The organism is Pacificispira sp. HM-600 (assembly GCF_977993705.1).
The window spans coordinates 1011931-1034405 of the sequence record NZ_OZ388079.1 but is presented as its reverse complement, the minus strand read 5'-3'; the positions used below and the strand labels follow the sequence as shown (position 1 = coordinate 1034405).

The 22475-nt window shown below is 68.2% G+C and carries 24 protein-coding genes, 1 tRNA gene and 1 pseudogene; 14 read left to right on the top strand and 12 right to left on the bottom strand.

What is annotated here, in order from left to right:
- The first annotated feature begins 138 nt into the window (after positions 1-138).
- Entirely contained in the window at positions 139-3900 is a 3762-nt protein-coding gene (locus ACXZ1E_RS04815) for a DEAD/DEAH box helicase (RefSeq protein WP_458042278.1), read from the top strand.
- Positions 3887-4111, top strand: coding sequence for a hypothetical protein (locus tag ACXZ1E_RS04810; RefSeq protein WP_458042277.1), 225 nt, complete (start codon positions 3887-3889; stop codon positions 4109-4111). The genes ACXZ1E_RS04815 and ACXZ1E_RS04810 overlap by 14 nt, the downstream gene beginning before the upstream one ends.
- A gap of 140 nt (positions 4112-4251) precedes the next feature.
- Here ACXZ1E_RS04810 and mscL read toward each other — a convergent pair whose 3' ends face one another.
- A complete protein-coding gene (gene mscL, locus ACXZ1E_RS04805) occupies positions 4252-4680 on the bottom strand; it encodes a large conductance mechanosensitive channel protein MscL (RefSeq protein WP_458042276.1) in 429 nt (142 codons plus the stop codon).
- 17 nt (positions 4681-4697) lie between these two features.
- On the opposite strand from mscL, the gene ACXZ1E_RS04800 reads away from it, so the two are divergent.
- A complete protein-coding gene (locus ACXZ1E_RS04800) occupies positions 4698-4961 on the top strand; it encodes a hypothetical protein (RefSeq protein ID WP_458042987.1) in 264 nt (87 codons plus the stop codon).
- A gap of 14 nt (positions 4962-4975) precedes the next feature.
- On the opposite strand, the pseudogene ACXZ1E_RS04795 reads toward ACXZ1E_RS04800, so the two are convergent.
- Positions 4976-5116: pseudogene (locus tag ACXZ1E_RS04795) on the bottom strand (FmdB family zinc ribbon protein); the annotation flags it as partial.
- Between the two features lie 34 nt (positions 5117-5150).
- The gene (locus tag ACXZ1E_RS04790; protein ID WP_458042275.1) at positions 5151-5747 is read right to left on the bottom strand and encodes a 5-formyltetrahydrofolate cyclo-ligase; all 597 of its coding nucleotides are present in this window, start codon (positions 5745-5747) and stop codon (positions 5151-5153) included.
- A 103-nt stretch (positions 5748-5850) separates the two neighbouring features.
- Between ACXZ1E_RS04790 and galU the strand changes: the two genes are divergently transcribed.
- The 3 genes from galU to ACXZ1E_RS04775 all read left to right on the top strand — a co-directional run bounded on the left by galU (position 5851) and on the right by ACXZ1E_RS04775 (position 8416).
- A complete protein-coding gene (gene galU, locus ACXZ1E_RS04785) occupies positions 5851-6738 on the top strand; it encodes a UTP--glucose-1-phosphate uridylyltransferase GalU (RefSeq protein ID WP_458042274.1) in 888 nt (295 codons plus the stop codon).
- 44 nt (positions 6739-6782) lie between these two features.
- Entirely contained in the window at positions 6783-7424 is a 642-nt protein-coding gene (locus ACXZ1E_RS04780) for a GNAT family N-acetyltransferase (protein ID WP_458042273.1), read from the top strand.
- A gap of 89 nt (positions 7425-7513) precedes the next feature.
- Entirely contained in the window at positions 7514-8416 is a 903-nt protein-coding gene (locus tag ACXZ1E_RS04775) for a hypothetical protein (RefSeq protein WP_458042272.1), read from the top strand.
- 81 nt (positions 8417-8497) lie between these two features.
- Here ACXZ1E_RS04775 and ACXZ1E_RS04770 read toward each other — a convergent pair whose 3' ends face one another.
- Positions 8498-8671 carry a CsbD family protein gene (locus ACXZ1E_RS04770; protein ID WP_458042271.1) on the bottom strand — a complete coding sequence of 58 codons (174 nt, stop codon included), beginning with the start codon at positions 8669-8671 and terminating at the stop codon, positions 8498-8500.
- Positions 8672-8849: 178 nt separating this feature from the next.
- Here ACXZ1E_RS04770 and ACXZ1E_RS04765 point away from each other — a divergent pair.
- From ACXZ1E_RS04765 to ACXZ1E_RS04755, 3 genes are all read left to right on the top strand, one after another.
- Positions 8850-8925, top strand: a tRNA-Ala gene (locus ACXZ1E_RS04765).
- A gap of 463 nt (positions 8926-9388) precedes the next feature.
- On the top strand, positions 9389-10246 hold the full coding sequence (locus ACXZ1E_RS04760) for an aldo/keto reductase (protein WP_458042270.1): 858 nt from the start codon (positions 9389-9391) through the stop codon (positions 10244-10246).
- 21 nt (positions 10247-10267) lie between these two features.
- Positions 10268-11197 carry an aldo/keto reductase gene (locus tag ACXZ1E_RS04755; protein ID WP_458042269.1) on the top strand — a complete coding sequence of 310 codons (930 nt, stop codon included), beginning with the start codon at positions 10268-10270 and terminating at the stop codon, positions 11195-11197.
- Here the strand turns inward: ACXZ1E_RS04755 and ACXZ1E_RS04750 are convergent.
- Positions 11182-12237: an LLM class flavin-dependent oxidoreductase gene (locus tag ACXZ1E_RS04750; RefSeq protein WP_458042268.1), complete on the bottom strand. Its 1056-nt coding sequence runs from the start codon at positions 12235-12237 to the stop codon at positions 11182-11184. The two genes, ACXZ1E_RS04755 and ACXZ1E_RS04750, sit on opposite strands and share 16 nt — an antisense overlap.
- Before the next feature lie 282 nt (positions 12238-12519).
- Between ACXZ1E_RS04750 and ACXZ1E_RS04745 the strand changes: the two genes are divergently transcribed.
- Entirely contained in the window at positions 12520-13377 is an 858-nt protein-coding gene (locus ACXZ1E_RS04745) for a hypothetical protein (RefSeq protein WP_458352056.1), read from the top strand.
- Positions 13378-13492: 115 nt separating this feature from the next.
- Entirely contained in the window at positions 13493-13969 is a 477-nt protein-coding gene (locus tag ACXZ1E_RS04740; protein WP_458042267.1) for a YbaK/EbsC family protein, read from the top strand.
- Between the two features lie 28 nt (positions 13970-13997).
- Here ACXZ1E_RS04740 and ACXZ1E_RS04735 read toward each other — a convergent pair whose 3' ends face one another.
- From ACXZ1E_RS04735 to ACXZ1E_RS04725, 3 genes are all read right to left on the bottom strand, one after another.
- On the bottom strand, positions 13998-14495 hold the full coding sequence (locus ACXZ1E_RS04735) for a SixA phosphatase family protein (RefSeq protein WP_458042266.1): 498 nt from the start codon (positions 14493-14495) through the stop codon (positions 13998-14000).
- Positions 14496-14817: 322 nt separating this feature from the next.
- Positions 14818-15192: a gamma-glutamylcyclotransferase family protein gene (locus ACXZ1E_RS04730; RefSeq protein ID WP_458042265.1), complete on the bottom strand. Its 375-nt coding sequence runs from the start codon at positions 15190-15192 to the stop codon at positions 14818-14820.
- A gap of 75 nt (positions 15193-15267) precedes the next feature.
- Positions 15268-16542 carry a DUF445 domain-containing protein gene (locus tag ACXZ1E_RS04725; protein ID WP_458042264.1) on the bottom strand — a complete coding sequence of 425 codons (1275 nt, stop codon included), beginning with the start codon at positions 16540-16542 and terminating at the stop codon, positions 15268-15270.
- Positions 16543-16625: 83 nt separating this feature from the next.
- Here ACXZ1E_RS04725 and ACXZ1E_RS04720 point away from each other — a divergent pair, with 83 nt between their 5' ends.
- Positions 16626-16898, top strand: a complete 273-nt coding sequence (locus ACXZ1E_RS04720) for a metal-sensitive transcriptional regulator (RefSeq protein WP_036296416.1) — start codon at positions 16626-16628, stop codon at positions 16896-16898.
- Positions 16899-16974: 76 nt separating this feature from the next.
- On the opposite strand, the gene ACXZ1E_RS04715 is transcribed toward ACXZ1E_RS04720, so the two are convergent.
- From ACXZ1E_RS04715 to ACXZ1E_RS04705, 3 genes are read right to left on the bottom strand one after another with little or no spacing between them, the layout of a single operon-like run.
- Positions 16975-17997, bottom strand: coding sequence for an aldo/keto reductase (locus ACXZ1E_RS04715; protein ID WP_458042263.1), 1023 nt, complete (start codon positions 17995-17997; stop codon positions 16975-16977).
- 29 nt (positions 17998-18026) lie between these two features.
- A complete protein-coding gene (locus ACXZ1E_RS04710; RefSeq protein ID WP_458042262.1) occupies positions 18027-19199 on the bottom strand; it encodes an acyl-CoA dehydrogenase family protein in 1173 nt (390 codons plus the stop codon).
- 37 nt (positions 19200-19236) lie between these two features.
- Positions 19237-19998 (bottom strand): alpha/beta fold hydrolase, encoded by a 762-nt coding sequence (locus tag ACXZ1E_RS04705; protein WP_458042261.1) that lies wholly within the window; start codon positions 19996-19998, stop codon positions 19237-19239.
- A 139-nt stretch (positions 19999-20137) separates the two neighbouring features.
- Here ACXZ1E_RS04705 and ACXZ1E_RS04700 point away from each other — a divergent pair, with 139 nt between their 5' ends.
- The gene (locus ACXZ1E_RS04700; protein WP_458042260.1) at positions 20138-20542 is read left to right on the top strand and encodes a pilus assembly protein CpaE; all 405 of its coding nucleotides are present in this window, start codon (positions 20138-20140) and stop codon (positions 20540-20542) included.
- Between the two features lie 119 nt (positions 20543-20661).
- On the opposite strand, the gene ACXZ1E_RS04695 is transcribed toward ACXZ1E_RS04700, so the two are convergent.
- Entirely contained in the window at positions 20662-21867 is a 1206-nt protein-coding gene (locus ACXZ1E_RS04695) for an MFS transporter (RefSeq protein ID WP_458042259.1), read from the bottom strand.
- A gap of 371 nt (positions 21868-22238) precedes the next feature.
- Between ACXZ1E_RS04695 and nrdH the strand changes: the two genes are divergently transcribed.
- Positions 22239-22472, top strand: a complete 234-nt coding sequence (nrdH, locus tag ACXZ1E_RS04690; RefSeq protein ID WP_036294795.1) for a glutaredoxin-like protein NrdH — start codon at positions 22239-22241, stop codon at positions 22470-22472.
- Positions 22473-22475 lie beyond the last annotated feature (3 nt).

The window sequence follows — 22475 nt, the reverse complement described above, 5'->3', positions numbered from 1 at the left end:
GAGGACTCGCGGGGCGTTCCGGGGACGGATGCCTCACGCAGCCCGCGGGGGAGGAGAGATGGCCTGTCCAACCCGGCAATCCCGCGAAACCCGCCGCGCTTGACCGATCGACGCGCCGTCCGCACGTAGGGTGACCGTGTGTGGCGAGCAGACGGCAACGCCGTGGACCTGGGCGAAGACGAGTCCCCGTCGTTCGGCGCGCCCGCTGATCCCACCGGCGCGCGCGCTGATCGCAACGTCGCGCCCGATGACTTGAGCGTCGCCGAGCCCGGCGTTCAGGTCGCGCACGTCGCGGATGTGCTTCGATCACGGCTGCGCGCCGAGGCATCCGAGCTGGGCGGTCGCTCTCCGCTTCTGCAATTCGTCGACGTCGCGGACGCCGGAATCGACATCACGAACGCGCACCCCGGCAGTCTGCCGCAGTTCATCACCGGGCAGTCGACGTTGCTGTCCGGGCTCTTCCGCGACGAGGTCGCCCTGCGCACCGCTCGGCTCGCGGCCGAGGCGATCACGGCGAAGAACGTCGAGCTGCGGACCGTCCGCTCGATCGAGGCCGTCCACCTCGCCGTCGGACTCGCCGGTTGGCGGATCGGTGGCGTTTCGTACAGTGCCCCCGTTCTGCTCCGCCCCCTCGCGATCCGTCGCCACGGCGCCGATTTCGAGCTGAAGCTGCACGGCGGATTCCACATCAACCCCGAACTCGACTCGGTCGCACGCGAGCACTTCGGTATCGCCCTCGACGGTCCCGCGCTCGCCGCGCTCGCCCACGAAGGCGGCGTGTTCAAGCCGCAGCGGGTCATCGACAAGCTCCGGTCCGTCACGTCTCACATCGACACCTTCACGGTGCATCCGCGTCTGATCGTTTCCACGTTCGCCGACGTTGCGCGCGGAATGGCCCGCGACTCGTCACGAGCCGGCGGGCTCGTGCTGAACGCCCTCGCGGGGCACCCGGCAGACCGGCAGACACTCGCCGCGCAGCCGGGCGAGGTGCAGACCGTCGGACCCGACGATCGTCCGCCCGCGGCGGACACTCTGCTGCTCGACGCCGACTCCGAGCAGGAGCGCGTGCTCGCCCAGATCACCGCGGGACGCTCGATCGCGGTTGCCACCCTTCCCGGAACGGGCGGAACACAGACCGTCATCAATGCGATCGGCGCCCTCGTGCACGAGCACCGACGCGTGCTCGTCGTCAGCGCTCGGCGCTCGACGATCGAGGGCGTGCGGCATCGCCTCGGCCAGGTCGGTCTGCCCGGTCTCGCGTGTTCCCCGACGAACACCGCCCGCGACCTGGTGCGCGCGATCGCCCGCAACGAGAAGGCCAGCGCGCCCCAGCTCGGCGACGTCGACGACGCGCTCGTGCGTTTGCGGGCGCTGCTGACGTCGTACCGCAAGGGCTTGACGACGCCCGTCGCGGGCCTCGGGGTCAGCCCGCTGCGGACACTCCATGCTCTGGCCGCGCTGCCGGCCGCCGACGGCATCGCTCCCGTTGACACGCGGTTCGAATTTGCGACGTTGACGAAGCTGGCGAACGACCGCACGGAAGCGGCGCGGATGCTCGAACTCGCCGCCACTCTCGGTGAATTCCGCTTCGGCCCCGGCGATTCGCCCTGGTACGGCGTCAACTTCGCCAGCACGGATGCCGCGCAATCGGCACATGCCCTCGCGCAGAGACTGCACACGACCGAGGTTCCGCGGCTGCTCGAGCGCGGCTTCGAGCTGATCGCACAGACGCGCATGCGTCCATTCGCCTCGATCGATGAACTCGGCGAGTACCTGCGTCTGCTGATCGACATCCGCGATTCGCTCGATCGCTTCAGCCCCACCGTCTTCGAACGCCCGCTGGCCGACCTCATCCGCGCACTCGGGTCGCGTCGGGACTCCGCGGGCATGAAGGCAGGCGAGCGCCGCCGCCTGCGCCGCCTGGCGCGCGAGTACGTGCGCCCGGGCGTCCACGTCGCCGATATGCACGAGGCGCTCGTGCGCATCCAGCGTCAACGCACCCAGTGGCAGCAGTTCGTCGATATCGGTGTCGCCCCCGAGGTCCCGCTCGGCCTCGCCGATGTGCACGTCGCCTGGCAGCGGGTCACGGCCGAGCTCGCGGAGCTCGACGCCCCGCTCGGGCGCGACCGCGACAAGCGCCTCGCCTCACTGTCGATCAACACCCTGGTGCGGACACTCGCCGGCCTGGCCGCAGAATCCGACGTTCTTGACAACCTGATCGAGCGGACGGCCCTCCGTGCCGAGCTCGCGCGCCTGGGGCTGGGCGGCCTGCTCGCCGAACTGTCGGTGCGACACGTTCCCGCCGACCGCGTCGCGGCCGAGCTCGAATACGCATGGTGGCAGTCCGCGCTCGAACACATGCTGCGCACCGACAAGTCTCTGCTCGGTGCGAACACGAGCGTCGTCGACCGCCTGGAACGAGACTTCCGACTCGTCGACGAGGCGCACGCCGCGGCATCCGGATCGATTCTGTCGTGGCAGCTCGCCCGCGAATGGAAGATCGGCATTGTCGATGAACCCGGCGAGGCCGCGAACCTCAAGGCGCTCCTGACCCGCGGAACCGCGACGCCCGCAACGCTTTCTCTCGGCGCTCCGACCCTCGCCCGCGCGCTGGCACCGGTCTGGCTGGCCTCGCCCTACGAGGTGCCGAAGATCCCCGACTCGGTCATGTTCGACACCGTGATCATCGCGGATGCCGGGGCCATCTGCCTGGCCGAGGCGGCACCCGCGATCCGCCGCGCCCGACAGGTCGTCGTGCTCGGCGACCCCGTGACGCAGCGTCCGTCGCCGTTCACGCTCGCCGCCGACTCGGCCCCGCAGCCCGAAGCCGATGTCAGATTCGATGACGTCTCGGTGTTCGAGAAGCTCGCCGACCTGCTGCCCGTCTACACGCTGACCCGCAGTTACCGCGCCGGTGGCGAAGACCTTGCCGAGCTGGTCAACGACGCGTTCTACGGCGGCGAGATCGTGTCGTGGCCGTGGGCCGGTTCGTACCTCGGCCGCGGCAGCCTGACCGTCGACTACGTCGAGGGCGGATTCGGCGCGCCCGACCCGATCAGCGGTGCGGTCGAGAGCCCCGACACCGAGGTGACGCGCGTCGTGACGCTCGTGCTCGAGCACGCCCTCAACCGGCCGGACGAGTCACTCATGGTCGTGACCGCCAGCGCACGTCATGCGGAGCGCGTACGTGCTGCCGTCAACGCCGCTTTTGCGAGCCGGTCGGATGTCTCGGAGTTCGCCCTGCGCGACACCGCCGAGCCGTTCGCGGTGCTCACGCTCGAGCAGTCGGTCGCCGAGAGTCGCGACCGCGTGATCTTCTCGCTCGGCTACGGGCTGACCAAGCACGGCCGTGTGCTGAGCGACTTCGGCGACCTGTCGACCCCCGACGGTGAGCGTCTGCTGACGGTCGGCATGACCCGGGCGCGACGCTCGATGGTGATCGTGTCATCCATCCGTCCCTCCGCATTCGACGACGGACGCCTGGAATACGGCGCCGCCACCCTCATGACGATCCTCGGCGGAATGGCCGCGCGGCAGCGCGACGCCCGCCTCGAAGACCTGGCCGACCCGCTCACGCGCCGCCTCGCGTCCGAGCTCCGCCGCCTCGGCGTCTCGGTCGACGTGCACTACCGAGGCCTGCTGCCGCTCGTCGCGCAGCACGCGGGTAAAGCCGTCGTCGTCGAGAGCGACCCCGAGACGCACGACGAGTCCCTGCGCGAATCGCTGCGGTTGCGCCCCCAACTGCTCCGCCGCCTCGGATGGCACTACGTGCGCGTGCACTCCTTCGATCTGTACACGGATGCTCCGGCCGTCGCCGCGCGCATCGCATCGATCCTCGGGGTCGAGCCCGACGCGCCCGCCGTCGAAGCGTCGACCCAGCCGATCGATGGCCTCGGCTGACGGCTCCGGCGAGCCGGACCAGCGCGCGGGCTCGCGTCAACACGTCGTGAAGGTGCCCGGGGCCCGTCGTGCGAAGCTCACGGCCGCGCCGGGGGCGACGGAGGCGCCGGCGCCGCGGGACGAGGCATCCGATGCTCCGATTCCGCCGGATCCCCGCACCGACGGACCGAACGACGACCGCCTGCGCCAGGACGTTCCCCCGCACTACTGAGCGGGCCCAGCGACCAGTGCAGGATGTCCCGATTTCACTCGGTATATCGATGACTTACCGGCAGAAAATGGGACACACAGCGCTCAAAGTGGGACATGGTGCGTGAGGTCGGCCACGGCGGCGATGGATGGATTGGCGGGTCAGGCGCGGGGCGGGGTGCTCTGCTGCTTCTCGAGCAGGTCGCGGATCTGCACCAGGATCTCTTGCTCGGTGGGAAGCTTGGGCTCGTCCTCGGCCTTGCTGAGACCCGCGCGGGCGGCTGCGCGGGCCTTGAGGTGGTTCATCGGGTAGACGAAGACGAAATACACCACGATCGCGACCGCGAGGAAACTGATGACCGCGCTGATCAAATCGCCGAGGGGGAAGACCACGGACTGCCCGTAGATGCCTGTGATCTCGGGCCCGAACTGGCCATCTTCACTCGGTTCGTAGAAGAGCGCGACGAGCGGGTTGATGATGCTCGACACGATCGAGTTGACGATCGCCGTGAAGGCACCGCCAATGACGACGGCGACGGCGAGGTCGATGACGTTGCCGCGGAGGATGAACTCCTTGAATCCCTTGATCATGCGTTGCTCCTCACTGCGTGCCCCAAAGCCCGCTTCACGAACCCGTCGAGGCGGGCGAGGACTTCGTCCCCGATGTCGATCCTGACGTTGATCCCGACGATGACGATGACGAACCGCCACCCGATCCCGATCCCGAATCCGACTTCGTCGCGGAGCCGGAGGAGCCGGAGGAGCCGGACGACCCGGAGTCCGACTTCGCGGAAGAGCCGGACGAATCCGAAGATCCCGAGGACTTGCCCGCGGATGCCTTGCCGTCGCCGGATCGCGAGTCCGTGCGATAGAAGCCGCTCCCGTTGAACGTGACGCCGATCGAGCCGTACTGCTTGCGCAACGCGCCGCCGCACTCGGGGCACTCCGTGAGGGTGGGGTCGGTGAAGGCCTGGACGGCGTCGAAACGGTGGCCGCAGGACTTGCAGGCGTAGGCGTAGGTAGGCATCGTGCTCCTGGTTCAGGCGGGGTTCAGGCGGGGTTCAGCGCGCGGACGGCGCAAAGGTGACGGTTCGAGACGGGGTGACCACGCCCGAGACGGGCTGATCGTGTACCTCGTGAGGCACCTCGTCGACGAGCTCCGCGTCGAAGATGACGGCGTAGACGGGCGGGCATCGCTCCATCGAGCCGATGGTCTTGTCGAAGTACCCGCGGCCCCAGCCCATGCGCATGCCGGACGCGTCGACCGCGGCGGCCGGGATGATCATCAGATCGACATCGTTGACGGCGATCGGGCCCAGAAGCTCGCCGACCGGTTCGGGAAGCCCGAACATGCCCTCGGCGACATCGCCCCCGGGGACGGCGACCGACCAGTCGAGCAGCCCGTCGGAGCGGCTGATGGGAAGAAGGACGCGGATGCCGCGGGCCACCGCACGTTCGACGAACTCGTGGGTGCCCGGCTCGGTCGACATGGAGAGGAAGCACGAGATCGAACGTGCGCCGTGCTGCTCCACCAGTTGGTCGAGGCGGTCGGCGAGTGCGTGCTCCGCGTCGGCCCGTTGCGCGTCAGAGAGCAGCTGACGACGCTCGCGCAGGTCCGCGCGAAGCGCCCGCTTGACGTGATCGACGTCTGTGGACACGGGCACCATCTTAGGCGCGGCGTCGTCCCGGGAAGGCCGAGCCGGATGTCAACCCCCGGGAAGGTCCCGGTTTGCGCTGCGCCTTCCCGTTACGATGGCCGACATGCCTCCTATGAAGTTCAAAGCCGTCATTCCTGCTGCCGGTCTCGGCACGCGCTTCCTTCCCGCCACGAAGGCGATGCCGAAGGAGATGCTGCCCGTCGTCGACAAGCCCGCGATCCAGTACGTGGTGGAGGAAGCAGCTCAGGCGGGCATCGACGACATCCTCGTCATCATCGGGCGCAACAAGAACGCCGTCGCGAACCACTTCGACTCGGTTCCCGAACTCGAGGTCAAGCTGAAGGACAAGGGGGACCACGATCGTCTGCGCCGCGTGCTCGAGTCGAGCGACCTCGCCGACATCCACTTCGTCCGCCAGGGCGAGCCGAAGGGCCTCGGACACGCGGTGCTGCGTGCCAAGAACCACGTCGGCGAGCACTCATTCGCCGTGCTGCTCGGCGACGACCTGATCGACGAGCGCGACGTGCTGCTGACGACGATGATGGCCGAGCACGAGCGCACCGGCGCCGCTATCGTCGCCCTGATGGAGGTCGACCCCGACCAGATCCACCTGTACGGCGCCGCGGACGTCGACGCGACGGATCAGACGGACATCGTGAAGGTCAAGGGTCTCGTCGAGAAGCCCCAGCGCGAGGATGCGCCGTCAAACCTCGCCATCATCGGACGCTACGTGTTGAGCCCGGCGATCTTCGAGGTGTTGGAACGCACCGAGCCCGGCAAGGGCGGCGAGATCCAGCTGACGGACGCGCTGCAGGAGGTCGCCGCCGACCCCAACGGTCCCGGCGTTTACGGTGTCGTGTTCCGCGGTCGTCGCTACGACACCGGAGATAGGGTGGACTACATCAAGGCTATCGTGCAGCTCGCCGCAGATCGTGACGATCTCGGTCCCGAACTGCGTCCGTGGTTCAAGGAGTTCGCGGCGGGTCTGTAAGGCTCAGGTCTTAACGGATTCGCTGCCCCGCAAGAGGAGTGGGCATGGAGTTGTCCCTTCCGCGCGAGCACGGACCGATCTCGATCCGGCTGATCAAAACCCGCGACTCCCGCGTTCTTCAGCAGGCGCTTCTCGATAACCGGGGCTGGTTGGAGCAGTGGGAGGCGACGAGCCCCGATGGGGTCGTGTCGCTCGACATGAGGCTCGGGATTCGCAGGCTCCTGCAGCAGTACCGCGACGGACTCGGCGTGCCCCTGGTCATGGAGCACAACGGCGAGGTCGCCGGGCAGCTGAATGTGTGGGGGATCGCGCGCGGGTCGCTGGCCTCGGCGACGATCGGCTACTGGGTGAGCGAAAGCTTCGCGGGGCTCGGGATCACCCCGACCGCCGTCGCGATGGCGACCGACCTGTGCTTCGCCGAATTGCGGCTGCACCGGATGGAGATCTGCATCCGGCCGGAGAACGCAGCGAGCCTCCGCGTGGTCGAGAAGCTGGGGTTCCGATACGAGGGACTGCGTCGTCGCTACATCCACATCGACGGCGACTGGCGCGACCACTACGCCTTCGCGCTCACCCGCGAAGACGTTCCGTACGGCGTCCTCGAACGCTGGGTCAGCGGACAGACTCCCCGCGACGCCGCAAACATTCCCGACGCGGACCGGAACGCGGCCGCGTCGGACTCCTGACCGAGCGGGACCTGAACGGTTGGTCCTGAGCGGCGCGACACGCCCGGTACATCCCGCTGTTCGCGGTCGCCTCGCATACCGTGGTCGGCATGGGCGGGCAGGTATTGGGTGGCGGAGTGATCCTTCTGGTCGCCGTCGCGCTCTGGCTCGTCTATCTCGTGCCCACGTGGCACAGCCGACACCAGTACTACGCCGCCGAACGCAACGCCGTTCGCCTCAACCAGGCCATCCGGGTCCTCGCCGAGACGAGCGAAACCCCGGGTGAGGTGCGACTCGAACTCAACGCTCGCACGGCACTTCAGCAACAGCGCCTGGCGAGACGCCTCCAAGCCGAGCAACAGTCCGCAGAGCTCGAAGAGCTGCGTGAGCAGGTCGCCCAGGCGCGATCCGCACCGCTCGCTCGCCGTGCTCGCGCACGCCGACGCGCGCGACTCGTCGCCACGACACTCCTTCTCGTCGGGCTCAGTGGCACCGGATTCGGCATCTGGCAGGTCGTGCAGGGCGGCGCGCAGACGTTCCTCTGGGCCGGTGCTGCCTCGGTCGGACTCTCGCTGATCGTGCTGCAACGGATGGCGAATGTTGCCGCTCGCGCCGCCGTCGCCGATAGTGCCGCGGAGCAGCCCGTCATCGTGCGGCGTGAAGCATCCGTCCAGGACCTCGCGCCCGCCATGCCGCAGCGCGAGTGGACGCCGCGGACGCTTCCGCAGCCCCTGGTGTCGTCGAACGGTTCGCGCGCGGCCGCTCAGCTCGACGCGGCCGACGCCCACGAAGCCCTGCGACGCGCAGCTCGCGAAGAGGCCCTGCGCACACAGATCGAACGCCAGCAGACAGGACCCTCGCGCCCCCAGCGGATCGAGCGGACGGCCGCCCGTGCGGAAGCACCTGCTGCATCCGTCCCTCCGGCGCGCTCGCCGTACGCGGGCATGGGCGTCGTCGACGACGCCGAAATCGAAGCACACGTTCGCGCGCTTCTGCGCCAGCGCGCCGGCTGACCGGCGTCGTTCGCGACAGGTACGACGGCGCACGAAGAAGCGGCCCGCCCCCGTGGGTGCGAGCCGCTTCGTCATGCAGGTCTACGAGTTGAAGGCGTCCTTGGCGTTGTCGCCGGCCTTCTTCACGTCGGCCTTGGCCTGGTCGGCCTTGCCCTCCGCTTCGAGCTTGTCGTTGTCGGTCGCCTTGCCGGCGCCTTCCTTCGCCTTGCCGGTGAGGTCTTCGGCTCCGTGCTTGATCTTGTCTCCCATGCTCATGATGAGCTCCTTTCGATCAATTTCGCCAAGCCTTTCGTACGAGGGCTCGGCGTGTAAGCGGGTTGTGGTGGGTGCGTGGTCGTGCTAACCGGCATTCCGTGACGGCAATTCGGTGTCATCGTTCGGCGCCCGCAGACATGAGCGCCGCACGGAGCGTGATAATCTTTCGGAGGTTCACGGGCCTGTGGCGCAGTTGGTAGCGCGCTTCGTTCGCAATGAAGAGGTCAGGGGTTCGAATCCCCTCAGGTCCACCAAACGACAGATGCCCCCTTGTGGGGCGTCTGTCGTTTGGTCGTGTTGCGGTGATGAGAACTCCTGGGTGGGCCCACGCCGCTAGAGGCTCCGCGCACCGCGTAGCGGCGGGTGGAGGGAGCGGTGGGGACGAATCCGCTCAGGTCCACCAAATGACAGACGCCCCCTTGTGGGGCGTCTGTCGTTTGGTCGTGTTGCGGTGATGAGAACTCCTGGGTGGGCCGAGCTGCGCGTTCGTAACTCAGTCCCGGCGGGCGGAGCCTAACGAATCGGGCGCGGAATTCCGTGACGTCGACCGTCTCGGTGCAACGGATGTGCTGAATTGCGAACACCGCCTGTAGGCCATGGTCTGAGGCTGCGCAAGGGGCCGCGTGCGTGCCGCGCCCGCACCTAAGGTAGACCGCGGCTTCCGCGCTGGACTACAAGGCTCGGAAGCACCGGAACCCCATCAGAAAGAGGACGTTCATGCAGCAGCGACCCATCGGACACCGCACCGTTAGCGCGATCGGCCTCGGCGGAATGCCGATGTCGATCGAGGGCAGGCCCGACAGAGACCGGTCGATCGCCACGATCCACGGCGCGCTCGAAGCGGGCGTCACGCTCATCGACACCGCGGATGCGTACCACGAGCACGCAGACGAAGTCGGCCACAACGAGGCGCTGATCGCCGAGGCGCTGCGCTCGTACGGTGGCGACACGTCGGGCGTGCTGGTGGCGACCAAGGGTGGACATCTGCGGCCGGGCGACGGCAGCTGGACCCTGAACGGGCGTCCCGAGTACATCAAGGAAGCGGCCCAGGCATCCGCTCGTCGTCTCGGCGTCGAGGCGATCGGCCTCTACCAGTTCCACCGGCCCGACCCTTCGGTGCCCTACGCCGATTCTGTCGGAGCGCTGCGCGAACTGCTCGACGAGGGCGTTATCGAGATGGCGGGAATCTCGAACGCCTCGATCGCTCAGATCGATGAGGCGAATCGCATCCTGGACGGCCGGCTCGTCTCGGTGCAGAACCAGTTCTCGCCGGCATTCCGGTCGAGCCTCGAAGAACTCGAGCACTGCTCCCGCCTGGGTATCGCGTTCCTGCCCTGGTCGCCGCTCGGCGGTATCACCCGGGCTGCCGACGTGGGCGCTCAGCACGACGCTTTCCAGACGGTGGCGGATGCTCGGGGCGTGAGCCCGCAGCAGATCGCGCTGGCGTGGGAACTCGCGCTCGCCCCGATCGTCATCCCCATCCCCGGGGCCTCGCGGCCCACGAGCATCCAGGATTCGGTGCTTGCGGTCGACATCGAGCTGAGCGACGACGAGCTCGCCGCACTTTCCGCCTGAACACGCCTTTCGGAGACGACCATGAAGAACATCACCCTTGCAGGCACGCCCGCACCCAATGTCGTGCTGGGTTTGATGCGCATCCAGGAGAAGACCGACGACGAGGTGCGCGAACTGATCGGAGCGGCCCGAGACACGGGCATCGACTTCTTCGATCACGCCGACGTGTATGGTTCGGACCTGCACGGGTGCGAGAAGCGCTTCGCCGAGGCGATGCGTCTGACGCCCGCGCAGCGCGACGAGATCACCTTGCAGACCAAGTGCGGGATCGTGCGCGACGGGCCGTACTTCGACTTCTCCTACGAGCACATCATGTCTTCGGTCGAAGGCTCGCTGCGTGCGCTCGACACCGATCGCATCGACATCCTGCTGCTGCACCGCCCTGACGCTCTGGTCGAGCCCGAAGAGGTCGCGCGAGCATTCGATGAGCTCGAGGCATCCGGAAAGGTCCGTGCCTTCGGCGTCTCGAACCACACGCCGCGGCAGATCGACCTGCTGCGTTCGGCGGTGACGCAGCCGATCGTCGCAAATCAGCTGCAGCTATCGATCACGCACTCACCGATCGTCGTGCAAGGTCTCGCCAGCAACATGCAGGGCTTCGACCAGTCGGTTGTGCTCGACGGCGGAGGCATCGTCGACTATTGCCGACTGCACGACATCACGGTGCAGGCTTGGTCGCCGTTCCAGTCCGGATTCTTCACGGGTGTCTTTCTCGGATCGCCCGACTACCCCGAGCTGAACGCCGTGATCGATCGACTCGCCGCGGCCTACGACGTGCCCGCCATCGCCATCGCAACGGCGTGGATCACCCGACACCCGGCGAACATGCAGGTCGTGCTCGGCACGACGTCGCCCGACCGGGTGGCTGGGGCAGCCCTCGGTTCAGACATCCCGCTCACGCGCGCCGAGTGGTACGAGCTCGCGCGAGCAGCGGGTCACCGGGTGCCCTGAGCGACCGCCTCGGGCAGGCCTGCGCGCGACCACCCGAACGCCGGGGCGATCTCGCGCGCGATCGTCTCGAGCATGCGTGCGTTGTACTCGACCCCGACCTGGTTCGGGACGGTCAGGAGCACGGTGTCGGCCGCCTGGACCGCCGCATCCTGAGCCAACTCCGCCGCGATCGCGTCGGGCTCGCCCGTATAGCTCTTGCCGAACCGCGCCCGCACGCCCTCGAGGATGCCGATCTGATCTTGGCTGTCCTCGCGGGAGCTGAAGAGCTGGCGGTCGAGGTCGGTCGTGATCGGAATCACGCTGCGGCTCACGCTGACGCGCGGCTCACGCTCCCAGCCCGCCTCGGCCCAGGCCCTGCGGAACATCTCGATCTGCTCGAGCTGCAGCTCATCGAACGGCACGCCCGTGTCTTCTACCAGCAGCGTCGATGACATCAGGTTCATGCCCAGTTCGGCCGTGCGGACCGCGGTCTCGCGTGTTCCGGAGCCCCACCAGATGCGGTCGGGAAGCCCGGGAGAGAGGGGCTGGATGGCGAGGGCCCCGTCGCCGCTCATGCGCGGGTCGGCCCGCACGATGCGCTCGCCGCTGATCGCGGTACGGAACAGTTCGGTTTTGCGCCGCGCGAGGTCAGCCTCGGTGTCGCCCTCGGCGGGCACATAGCCGAACGCGTGGGAGCCATTGAGTGCGGGCTCGGGTGACCCACGGCTCAGGCCGAGCTGCAGTCGGCCGCCGCTGATCAGGTCGGCCACCGCGGCCTCTTCGGCCATGTAGAGCGGGTTCTCGTACCGCATGTCGATGACGCCCGTGCCGAGCTCAATGCGGCTCGTGCGCGCTGCGGCCGCGGACAGCAGCGGGAAGGGGCTCGCGAGTTGGCGCGCGAAGTGGTGCACGCGGTAGTAGGCGCCGTCGATGCCGAGCTCTTCCGCCGCGACGGCGAGCTCGATCGACTGCAGCAGGGCGTCGCCGCCCGTGTTGGTCTGGCTGGAGTGATGCGGGTGCCAGTGCCCGAAGCTCAGGAATCCGATGCGTTTGCGGTGCATACAGTGTGGAACCTATGCGTATGCATCCGCATTCCCGGTTGAGCAGGACGAGGCGGACATGGCGGAGGAACGACCGCGGATCTGAAGGCGCCAACGTGCACAAAGGACGACTTCCGCACCATGGGACCTCTGGGATGTTCGCCGAGCGGCGACGCGCCGCCCGACACGCGGCGGCACGGAGTAGGCAGGTCGCCGTGCAGTCCCTCCACAAGCAGCCTGTTCGGGCTCCATCTCCCGAACGGCCGGTGTGCGCTCTGGCGCCCGCGGATTAGGCGCAACTCTGTGGCCATGAATCCGTACGCCACCCTGCATCGCCATTACTCATACGCCGACCTGCGCGCGGCTGGGCACAGCAGGCGCCAGATCGCACGCGAGTTGAGCGCCGGTTCGATCGTTCGAGCGCGGAACGATGTTTATGTCTCAGCGAACGTGCCTGAGGACATGCTGACCGCTGCCCGCGCCGGAGGGCTCGTCGGGTGCGTGTCGGCGCTTGCTCTCTGGGGTGTTTTCGTTCAGGAGCGACCGGGGGTGCACGCTCACCTGCGGACCAATGGTGTGATCCGCGGGTCGCACGACGGCGTGGTGCGCCACTGGGGCCGTCTCCTGCGCTCCGCACATCCGAGGGCACTCGTGGTCGACGCCCTCGACGCGCTGGTGCAAGCCGCGATCTGTCAGTCGCCTCGGGCGGCCATCGCCTCCATCGACTCTGCTCTGAACCGCGGGGTGGTGCGCGAGGACGAGTTGGACGAGTTGTTCGGTGCACTCCCTGCGCGCCGGCGCGCGATTCGACCGCACATCGACGGCCGGGCAGAAGCCGGGACCGAGACGCTGGTGCGACTGATGGTGAGATCGCTCGGGGGTTCGGTCGAACTGCAGGTGCGCATTCGAGGCGTCGGGCGAGTCGACCTACTCGTAGACGGATGGCTCGTCATCGAGTGCGATAGCCGGGCCTACCACTCGGATTGGCAGAAACAACTCGACGATCGACGTCGTGATCTCGCGCTCGCCGCGCGCGGCTTCGTCAGGATTCGACCGGCGGCGGAGGACATCCTGTATCGGCCTGAAGTCGTCGTTGAGGCGATCGCGGGGATGCTGCGCTTGGGTCGCGTCGGACATCTCGGAGGAGCGACACGGAGCTGACCCTCAAAACCCGGACGATTGGGGCCCACGGCACGATTCGCTCCTCTGTGATGTCCGCGCCGGCTCGGCGCGTGACCGTCCGCGCCAAGCTGTGATGCGGCAATAGGGTGGATCTGTGAACGCCGAGCTCTCGCCCCGCAGCAGAATCGTCGCCGAACGCCTCGTCGAGGCCGGCGTTCCCGGGCAGATCGTTGTGCTGCCCGATGCCGCTTCGACCGCCGCGCTGGCCGCGGCCGCCCTCGGGGTCGAGGTGGGCGCGATCGCCAACAGCCTCGTGTTCTGGAGCGACGGCGAGCCGCTGCTGGTCATGACGAGCGGCTCGCACCGGGTCAACACCGCTGACCTGGCTGCGCGGATCGGCCGGCAGTCGATCGTGCGGGCAACACCCGAACAAGTACGCGATGCCACCGGACAGGCGATCGGGGGAGTTGCTCCCACGGGACACCCCGCGCCGCTCACGACGATTGTCGACGAGCACCTCGCCACCTACCCGGAGCTGTGGGCCGCCGGTGGCACACCTCACACGGTTTTTCCGCTGTCGTTCGATGAGCTGGTGCGCATCACGGGCGGAGCCGTGACGCAGGTCGACTGAAGCGCAGGTCGACTGAAGCGAAGGCTCGCTAGTCGGAGTCGCGCGGGATGTCGTAGGTCCAGCGATCCGGAACGGATGTCTCGAGGTCACGCCAGTCGTCGATGCCGAAGTCGAACACCGCGACCGCGCAGGTCGGCATGTGCGGGATACCGCCGTCGTCCGGGAATCTCGACCAGTGCCGGGCCAGATCCGACAAGCCCGGATCGTGCGTCACGACGAGGACGGATGCCTCGGAGCGGTCCGAAACCAGTTCCACGATGCGGCGAGGGGTGGCGCCGTAGAGCCGTTCGTCGAGTCGCACGGTCGTGTCGAGTGCGGAGGCGAAAGCGTCCGCGGTGGTGGCGGCGCGGAGCGCCGTGCTCGAGAGGAGAGCGGCACCCTGCAGCTCCGGATGCTCAGTCGCCAGCCGCGCGGCCATCCGAGGCGCGTCACGGATGCCGCGTTCGTTCAGAGGGCGGTCGTGGTCGTCGATGCCGGGATGATCCCAACTCGACTTCGCATGGCGCACCAGAGCAAGCGTCTTCATGCGGCCACCTTACGAGGTCTAGCGGCTCCCTCCGACCGGCTCAGGTGTCCGGATCGGCGCGACGCGGTCCGATATATCGCAGCGGTGGTGGACGGACACTACGCCGGTGCGATACCTATGGAGAGCACCATCTGCAGAGCCGTGACCCCGTGTCGCGTCTGCCGTGAACCGCCTGCCGCGCCGCCCGTCGGACCCGAACCGACGGATGCCGGACGGTGGGTCCCCGCAATATGAGTGGGGGGCAGGGGTGCGACCTCGAGGCACCCCCCACCCCGAGGTTGCACCCCTCGGCCCCCACGCTCGGCGCCGCAAAGCCGCAGACTCAGCGCGCTACGTACACCCAGGCGTCGCGCCCGCTCCTGAGCGTGACCAAGACCCGGTTGTACTGTTCGATCTCGTACTCGTCAGCGGCTTCGAGCTCGGCCTCGGTGATCCAGAGCAGGACGCCGACCACCTTGTCGAGCTGGTTTCCGGTACGTCGCACGATCGGGTGAACGTCGCGGCCACTGAGCCCCGTGACGCGCGCGTCCTCGATCTCGAGGTAGTCCGTCGTGAAGCCCGACAAGACATCGGGTTCACCGGCGAGCAGCCGACCGAACGTATCGAGCTGCACGGCGGGGAGGCGGAGTGTTCCGTAGCTGAACAGAGCCACATCGGGCGCGGCGGTGTCGGGGTGGGTCCGGTCAGAGGGGGCCATGTCAGCGGATGCCTCGGGTCACGGCATCAGGTTAGCGATCACGGTCCATCGCGGCCAGGGTTTTCGGCGCACACGTCATGCGCCGAAGATCGCGTGCGCCACCGTGAAGATCGTCAGCCCGGCCAGCGCCCCGACGATCGTGCCGTTGAGGCGGATGTACTGCAGGTCGCGGCCGACCATGAGCTCGATCTTCTCGGTGGTCTCTTCGGGGTCCCACCGCTCGATCGTGTCGGTGATGATCGAGGCGATGTCGTGACGGTAGCGGTCGACGGCGAACGTCGCAGCATCCGTCACCCAGGTGTCGACTCGGCGCTGCAGCGCCGGCTCCGAAGCGAGGCGCCCCCCGATCTCGGCCAGGGCCGCGCGCGCACGCAGACGGAGGCCACTTTCGGGGTCCGCGAGCGACGACAGCAGCCCGTTCTTCGCGGTGTCCCAGAGCTGTGCCGCAAGGTCACGCACGCGCGGGCTGTCGAAGACGGTCGCCTTGGCGTTCTCGAGCCGGGCGATGGTGTCGGGATCGTGCTGCAGATTGTCGGCGAGACGCGAGAGATAACCGTCGATCGCAATCCGCGCCGGATGCCTGGGGTCGGCCCGCACCGCGGCGACGAAGTTCACGGCCTCTTTGTAGACGGTGTCATCCACGAGCCGGTGCGCGATGGAGGGCACCCACCCGGGCAGTCGTCGCGAGACGAGACCGGTAAAGGCGGACTGGTTGCCCTCGAGCCAGGTCGCGATCGAGTCGGCGGCGAGGTCGACGGCGTTGTGGTGCGCCCCGGTCTCGACGATGCGGCCGAGCCAGGCACCGGCCGAGGGGCCCCACTCGGGTTCGATCACGTGCGAGCGTGCGAGGTCGGCGATGAGGTCCCGCACGTCGTCGTCGCTGACGGCTCGCAGCACGGCCGAGGCGAGCGCCGAACCCTCCGAGGCCACGCGCTCGGCGTGCTCATCCTGCGCGAGCCACGCGCCGAGCCGCGCCGAAACGCCGATGCTCTCGAGCTTGTCGCGCACGACCTCGGCCGACAGAAAGTTCGTCTCGACGAATTCGCCGAGGGTGCGCCCGATCTCGTCTTTGCGATGAGGGATGATCGCCGTGTGTGGGATCGGGATGCCGAGCGGATGCCGGAACAGTGCCGTCACCGCGAACCAATCCGCCAGCGCACCCACCATGCCGCCCTCGGCCGCCGCGCGGACGTATGCCAACCACGGCACGTCCTGCTGGAACGCGAAAGCGAACACGAAAACGATCGCCATGAAGAGCAGAGCGCCGAGCGCGACGGCTTTCATGCGCGTCAACGAGCGGCGCCGGGCCTGGTCGGCGGGGCTCAGGAGGGCCATCGGGGTGCGTGCCATCCGGTCATCCTCGCACGGCGAACCGTGTCCCCGGCGGGGGTTGCGGTGCCTGACCCACCCGCTCACGGCGGTAATCTTGCGGCGTGATCGATGACATCAAGAAGCGCGCCCTGCACCGCACGAGCATCCTCGAGGGTCAGCTGCGTGGGCTCACGAAGATGATCGAGAACGAGGACTACTGCATGGACATCATCGGGCAGTCCCGCGCGATCGAGAAGGCGCTCGAATCGCTCAACCGCCTGCTGCTCGAGAACCATCTGCGCACCCACGTGACGACCATGTTCGAGCAGGGCGGCACGGAGCGTGAGCAGGCCGTGGCGGAGCTGTTGCGCGCTTTCGATTTCGACAAGCGCTGAGTTGGCGCGCGTCTGCGCGGGCCCGCGTCTAGACGGGCCTGGGTCTAAACAGGTCTGCGTCTAAGCGTGCCTGTGTCTAAACAGGCTCGTCGCGCAGGCTCGTCCAGTTGCGGTCGAAGCTGCGCGCACCCTGCACGCGACCGGCGAAGCCGTCGAGGCGCGCCATCGTTTCGGCATCGAGCGTCACACCGACCCCACCCATCCATCCGTCGACATGCGCGGCGAAGCGCGAGCCGGGGATTGGCGAGATCGGGATGCCGAGGGCTCCGGCGCGGGTGAAGAGCCAGGCGAACGCCAGCTCGGTGCCGGTCAGGCCCGCATCGTGCGCGATCACGAGATACTCGGCGCGAAGCGCTGCGTTCGCCGCGAGGTTGTCGGGCGCGAAGCGGGGGAAGTTGGGGCGCATGTCGCCCGGGCCGATGCGCGTGGCGTCGAAGTCGTCGCCGAGCCATCCTCGGCTCAACGGCGAATACGGCACGAAGCCGGTACCGGACTCGACCGCGGCGGGGATGACGGCGCGCTCGACGTCGCGGCTCAGCACGCTCCACTCGGTCTGCAGCGCGGCGATCGGGTGGACGGCGTTAGCCCGGCGAAGTTCGTCGGCCGTCGCCTCGGAGAGCCCAAGGTGGCGCACCTTGCCCGCCGCGACGAGCTCGGCCATCGCGCCGACCGTTTCTTCGATCGGGACGTCGGGGTCGACGCGGTGCTGGTAATAGAGGTCGACGTGGTCGGTGCCGAGGCGCTGGAGGCTCAGGTCGATCTGCTCGTGCACGTACTCGGGTGTCCCACGCACCCCTCGTTTTCCGGCCGTGCCGCCGTGAATGCCGAACTTCGTGGCGAGCACGACGTCGCCGCGTCGGGTCTGCAGCAGTCGCGAGATGATGCGTTCGCTGCGGCCGTCGCCGTAGACGTTCGCGGTGTCGACGAAGCGGATGCCGGAATCGACCGCGTGCGTGAGGGTCGCGAGCGCGGTGTCGTCGTCGACCGGGCCGTAGACATCCGTGAGGCTCATCGCCCCGTACCCGAGGGCGGTGACGGTCAGCCCGTCGCCGAGTTCTACCGAGGGCAGGCTGACCGGGGGCAGAGTATCGGCACGCATGGTTTCGATCCTGCCAGCAACGACGAGGGTCAGCGCCCGATCGGACCCAACCAGGCGGTCGCAACGGTCGAGTGCGCGGATTCGGGGTCGGAGGGGTGGAACTGCCCGGCCAACACGTCGCGGTACAGGCGCGCGAGTTCGGATCCCGCGAAGTACGACGAGCCGCCCGCGACGAGGATCGCATCGTCGACCACGGTCTTTGCGGCCACGACAGCGCGGTGCTTGAGGCCGGCGAGCAACGAGAACCACTGCGATCCGTGGTCGGCGACGCCGTCTACGTCGGCGGCCAGCGCGGCGATCTGAGGCGGCAGGGCATCGTAGGCGAGCGCCATGTCGGCGATGCGCCAGCGGATGTCCGGATCCTGGCTGTAGGTCGTGCCGGTCTTCTTCGACGTGCGCGACTGGGCGGTCGCGACCGCGACGTCGAGCGCCCGGCGCGCGATCCCGGTGTATACCGAGGCGAGCAGGATCTCGAAGACGCTGAAGATGCCGAAGACGAGCGGGTCGGGCTGGGGGCCCGGGTCGATGCGGCGGACGGCGCGGTCCGCGGGCGCGACGGCGGCGTGCAGCTCGGTCGTGCGGCTCTGCGTGCCGCGCATGCCGAGGGTGTCCCAGTCGTCGCGCGTGGTGATGCGGCCCGCGGCCTCTTCGTCGCGCGAGACGAACGCGTAGACCATCTTCGGGCCGTCTGGGCTGGTCGTGTCGAGGCCGTGCAGGCCCAGGTGCGACCAGACGGGCGCGAGCGACGTGAAGATCTTGGTGCCCGTGAAGCTGTACCCGCCGTCGGGGAGCGGTGCGGCATCCGTGTCGCTTCCGAAGAGAACGAGATCGTTGCCGCCCTCGCTGATGCCGAAGGCGAAGACCTCGCCCGCGGCAGCGCCCGTCTGGACGAAGGCGAGGTCGTCGATGCCGCGGTCCTGGAGGACTTTTGCGACCCCGGTCCACACCAGGTGCATGTTGATCGCGAGGGCGGTCGCGGGAGCCGCGCCCGCGAGACGCTGCTGCAGAACGGATGCCTCGGCGAGGCCGAGCCCGGCACCGCCGCGGTCCCGAGGCACGAGGATCGCAAGGTAGCCCGCGGCGCGCAGGTCGGCGAGGTCGTCCTCGGGGAAGGTGTTCTCGCGATCGTGCGTCGCCGCCCGAGAGCGGATGCGCTCGATCAGGTCGTCGGGAAGGTATTCGGTGGGGTCGAAGTCGGGCACCCCTCCATTCTCTCGCCGCGCGGTTGGCTCCGGGCCGTCAATCCTCGGGGACGCCGAGCAGCTGCCGCACGGTCTCGTCCGGCTTGTCGCGGTGTGGCGAGTGGCCGGCCCCCGCCACGACCGACATCGTGAAGAGCGGGTTCGCCGCGAGCACACCGGCCGCGACCTCGCCCGTGAAGAGGCTGTAGACCGCGGGGTCGGCGCCGATCACGTGCGTCGGAACGGCGACACGGGCGCACGCATCCCGAACGTCCCAGTCGGGATTCTGCACGGCGACCTGGTCGACCGCCCACCGACTGGCACGTGCGACCGCGTCGACCTTCAGCTCGATGTCCTGCGGGTGCCACTCCGGGTGCTCCGCCCGCACGAGTTCGGTGCGGTTGTCGGCGAACGCCTGTTCCTGGCTGACGCGGACGGCCTCGGCATCGGCCCCGAGCACAACGATGCCCGGGTCGATCAGCACGAGTCGTCGCGCCCAGTAGGGGTACGCGGCTGAGGCGACGACAGCCGCGGCGCCGCCGAGCGAGTGGCCGATGACGAGGTCCCAGGCGCCACCCTGCGGGGGAGTGGTGGCCGCGACATCCGCCGCGAACGCGTCGATCGTGTAGTCGAGCGCACGGGGCGCCGAACCGTGGCCGCGCAGGTCGACGGCGCTCGCAGCCCAGCCCGCCTCGCCGAGGGCGGCGCCGAGGCGCCACATCAGGGCGCCGCTCGACCCGAGCCCGTGGATCAGGAGGGCGCGGTGGGGCGCATCAGCGGAGCCCCACGTCAGGGCGGGGAGGGTGAGGGGCGCGGTCATGGCGTCCAGCCTACGAACGGATGGACGCGAAACGCGCGACCTCTCGCGTTCGGCAGAATCCGTGCCGAATCTGGCGGAAGAGCGCTGAGGCTGGGTCCGTTCCGGCCCTGGCCGAGTTTCGCGACGGCAAGATGGATGCATGATCTCGACCGAGCTGGCGATTGCGCTGCGCGAGACCGGGCTGGTGTGGCATCCCGCCTCGGGTGACCGGTTCCAGCTCGACGAACCCGAGTTCGAGGCCGACATCTTCACCGTCAGCGAGATGACGATCGAGCCGCGGGAGTATTCGACCGGCGTCATCCTGGCCTTCAACGGGACCACCGAGTGGGCGCTGGATTCCGTCGCGCTCGAGGATGCGCTGTGGCTGCCGCGCGAGGATCAGCTACGGGAGCTGTTGCGCGGCACGTTCCGTGCGCTCCGCCGTCTCGTTGACACGCACGAGGTCGAGATCGAGATAGCGGGGGAGTCGGCCGTGTTCACGCATCCGGAGCCGTCGGATGCTTACGCTCTCGCTCTGCTGCACGTGCTGAGTCGCATCGCCTGAGGGCTCAAACGACCCGCTCGTCCGACCCGCTCGCCTGGCAGTAGATGTTGTTTGGCGGGGCGCGACGTCACAACTAGTGCCAGGCGAGCGGTCCACGGGCGCATGAGCGAGCGGATGCTTCACGTGATGGTGTGGACGGGCTCCGTGTCGGGGATCGGGCTCGCATCCCGGCCGCGCAGATCGGGGAACGAGCGCACCCACAGGACCGAGACGGTCACACCGAACACCGCGAAGACCGCCGCGGCCCAGTACGCGGCCGTCGGGCCCGCGCCATCGATCACGAAGCCCGCGATGGCGGAACCTGCGGCGGCACCGATGAGCTGGCCCGTGCCGATCCATCCGTACGCCTCGGCCGTGTCGCTGAACTTGACGCTCGCGCTCGTGATCGCGAAGACGACGGCCAGGGCGGGAGCGATCCCGATGCCGGCGAGCAGAAGGGTGCCGCCAATCCAGAAGACGTTGAGCGAGATCGTCGTCAGCATGAGGCCCACCGCGACGACCGTGAGGCGACGCGCCATCGCCCACGAGCCGATCGGGATGTGCCCGAAGCTGAGGCCGCCCGTCAAGCTGCCGATCGCGAACAGAGCGAGCACGATGCCGGCCTCGAAGCCGCCGTGCCCGAACGTCGCGACGACACCGGCCTCGACCGCCGCGCACGCGCCGATCAGGAGGAACCCGACAACAGTCGCCAGCAGCACGGGCGGCTTGGCTAGGACCTTGCCGATTCGGCGGCGGCTGCGCGGGATGCGTACGCGTCCGATCTCGGGCGACATGATGAACCACGCGCATCCGCCGAGCAGGATCACGACGATCAGCACCATGGCGGTGGTCGTGCCGGCCTGCAGCGCGACGAACGTGATGACGACCGGCGCGAAGACCCAGATGAGTTCTTGCAATGAGGCATCCAACGAGAACAACGGCGTCAGCTGCCGAGAGTTGACCATCTTCGGGTAGACCGTCCGCACCGCGGACTGCACCGGCGGGGTGGCGAGGCCCGCGACGAGACCGAACGCCATGGTCAGCGGAAGCGCCATAGGGAGGAGTCCCAGCACCAGCAGGGCGGCGGCGCAGACCGCGGTCGTCAGTGTGAGCACACGGCGCATGCCCCAGATGCCCATCCAACGACTCGTCACAGGGCCGGCGACGGCTTGACCGACCGAGGTTGCCGCCAGCACCAGACCCGCGGCGCCGTACGAGCCCGTCAGTTGCTCGATGTGCAGAAGGAGGGCGAGCGAGATCATCCCGTTCGGGAATCGCGCCGTCAGCTGTGCGGCGATGATCCGGCCGACGCCGGGCGTCTTCAGTAGTTCCCGATATGCGCCCACGAAAGGTCAATGGTAGTCCCGGCGTGCGACACGCCGACACGGTCCGCGACACGCCGTGTCGACGTTGTCCACAGGAATCCGGATGTCGGAGCCCCCTCATATCGTCGCCCCTGTGGATAGCTCGGGCCGAGGCATCCGAATGTGGCGTTATTCAGCGATTTTCAGGTTCGAAATCGATCCGCCGCCTGTGGATGAATCGGTGGACAACCTGTGTTGTTAAGGGGAGAGGCGGTGGAGAACTACACGAATGTAACTACTACCCCTTGTGGTGCCTTCCGGTGTCGGTACCCATATGTAGTATTGGACTCCCGGTGGGGGGACGCCGGCTCAAGCAACCAAGAAGACCGATGAATAAGGGGATGAAGGCCGAAATGGCAATCACCGTTTACACGAAGCCGTCCTGCGTCCAGTGCACCGCCACCTACCGCGCCCTCGACTCGAAGGGCCTCGAATACGAGGTACTCGACCTGTCGCAGGACCCGTCCGCACTCGAGCAGGTCAAGGCCCTGGGCTACCTCCAGGCGCCCGTCGTCATCACCGACGGCGACCACTGGTCGGGCTTCCGTCCCGACAAGATCGACGAACTCGCAACACGCCTGGCCTGAGGC

Bases quoted from the DNA above. Each gene is read 5' to 3' on its own strand.
- ACXZ1E_RS04810 (WP_458042277.1), top strand. From the start codon at position 3,887: ATGGCCTCGGCTGACGGCTCCGGCGAGCCGGACCAGCGCGCGGGCTCG.
- mscL (WP_458042276.1), bottom strand. From the start codon at position 4,680: ATGATCAAGGGATTCAAGGAGTTCATCCTCCGCGGCAACGTCATCGAC.
- galU (WP_458042274.1), top strand. From the start codon at position 5,851: ATGCCTCCTATGAAGTTCAAAGCCGTCATTCCTGCTGCCGGTCTCGGC.
- ACXZ1E_RS04780 (WP_458042273.1), top strand. From the start codon at position 6,783: ATGGAGTTGTCCCTTCCGCGCGAGCACGGACCGATCTCGATCCGGCTG.
- ACXZ1E_RS04775 (WP_458042272.1), top strand. From the start codon at position 7,514: ATGGGCGGGCAGGTATTGGGTGGCGGAGTGATCCTTCTGGTCGCCGTC.
- ACXZ1E_RS04770 (WP_458042271.1), bottom strand. From the start codon at position 8,671: ATGAGCATGGGAGACAAGATCAAGCACGGAGCCGAAGACCTCACCGGC.
- ACXZ1E_RS04760 (WP_458042270.1), top strand. From the start codon at position 9,389: ATGCAGCAGCGACCCATCGGACACCGCACCGTTAGCGCGATCGGCCTC.
- ACXZ1E_RS04755 (WP_458042269.1), top strand. From the start codon at position 10,268: ATGAAGAACATCACCCTTGCAGGCACGCCCGCACCCAATGTCGTGCTG.
- ACXZ1E_RS04750 (WP_458042268.1), bottom strand. From the start codon at position 12,237: ATGCACCGCAAACGCATCGGATTCCTGAGCTTCGGGCACTGGCACCCG.
- ACXZ1E_RS04735 (WP_458042266.1), bottom strand. From the start codon at position 14,495: ATGAAGACGCTTGCTCTGGTGCGCCATGCGAAGTCGAGTTGGGATCAT.
- ACXZ1E_RS04730 (WP_458042265.1), bottom strand. From the start codon at position 15,192: ATGGCCCCCTCTGACCGGACCCACCCCGACACCGCCGCGCCCGATGTG.
- ACXZ1E_RS04725 (WP_458042264.1), bottom strand. From the start codon at position 16,542: ATGGCACGCACCCCGATGGCCCTCCTGAGCCCCGCCGACCAGGCCCGG.
- ACXZ1E_RS04715 (WP_458042263.1), bottom strand. From the start codon at position 17,997: ATGCGTGCCGATACTCTGCCCCCGGTCAGCCTGCCCTCGGTAGAACTC.
- ACXZ1E_RS04705 (WP_458042261.1), bottom strand. From the start codon at position 19,998: ATGACCGCGCCCCTCACCCTCCCCGCCCTGACGTGGGGCTCCGCTGAT.
- ACXZ1E_RS04700 (WP_458042260.1), top strand. From the start codon at position 20,138: ATGATCTCGACCGAGCTGGCGATTGCGCTGCGCGAGACCGGGCTGGTG.
- nrdH (WP_036294795.1), top strand. From the start codon at position 22,239: ATGGCAATCACCGTTTACACGAAGCCGTCCTGCGTCCAGTGCACCGCC.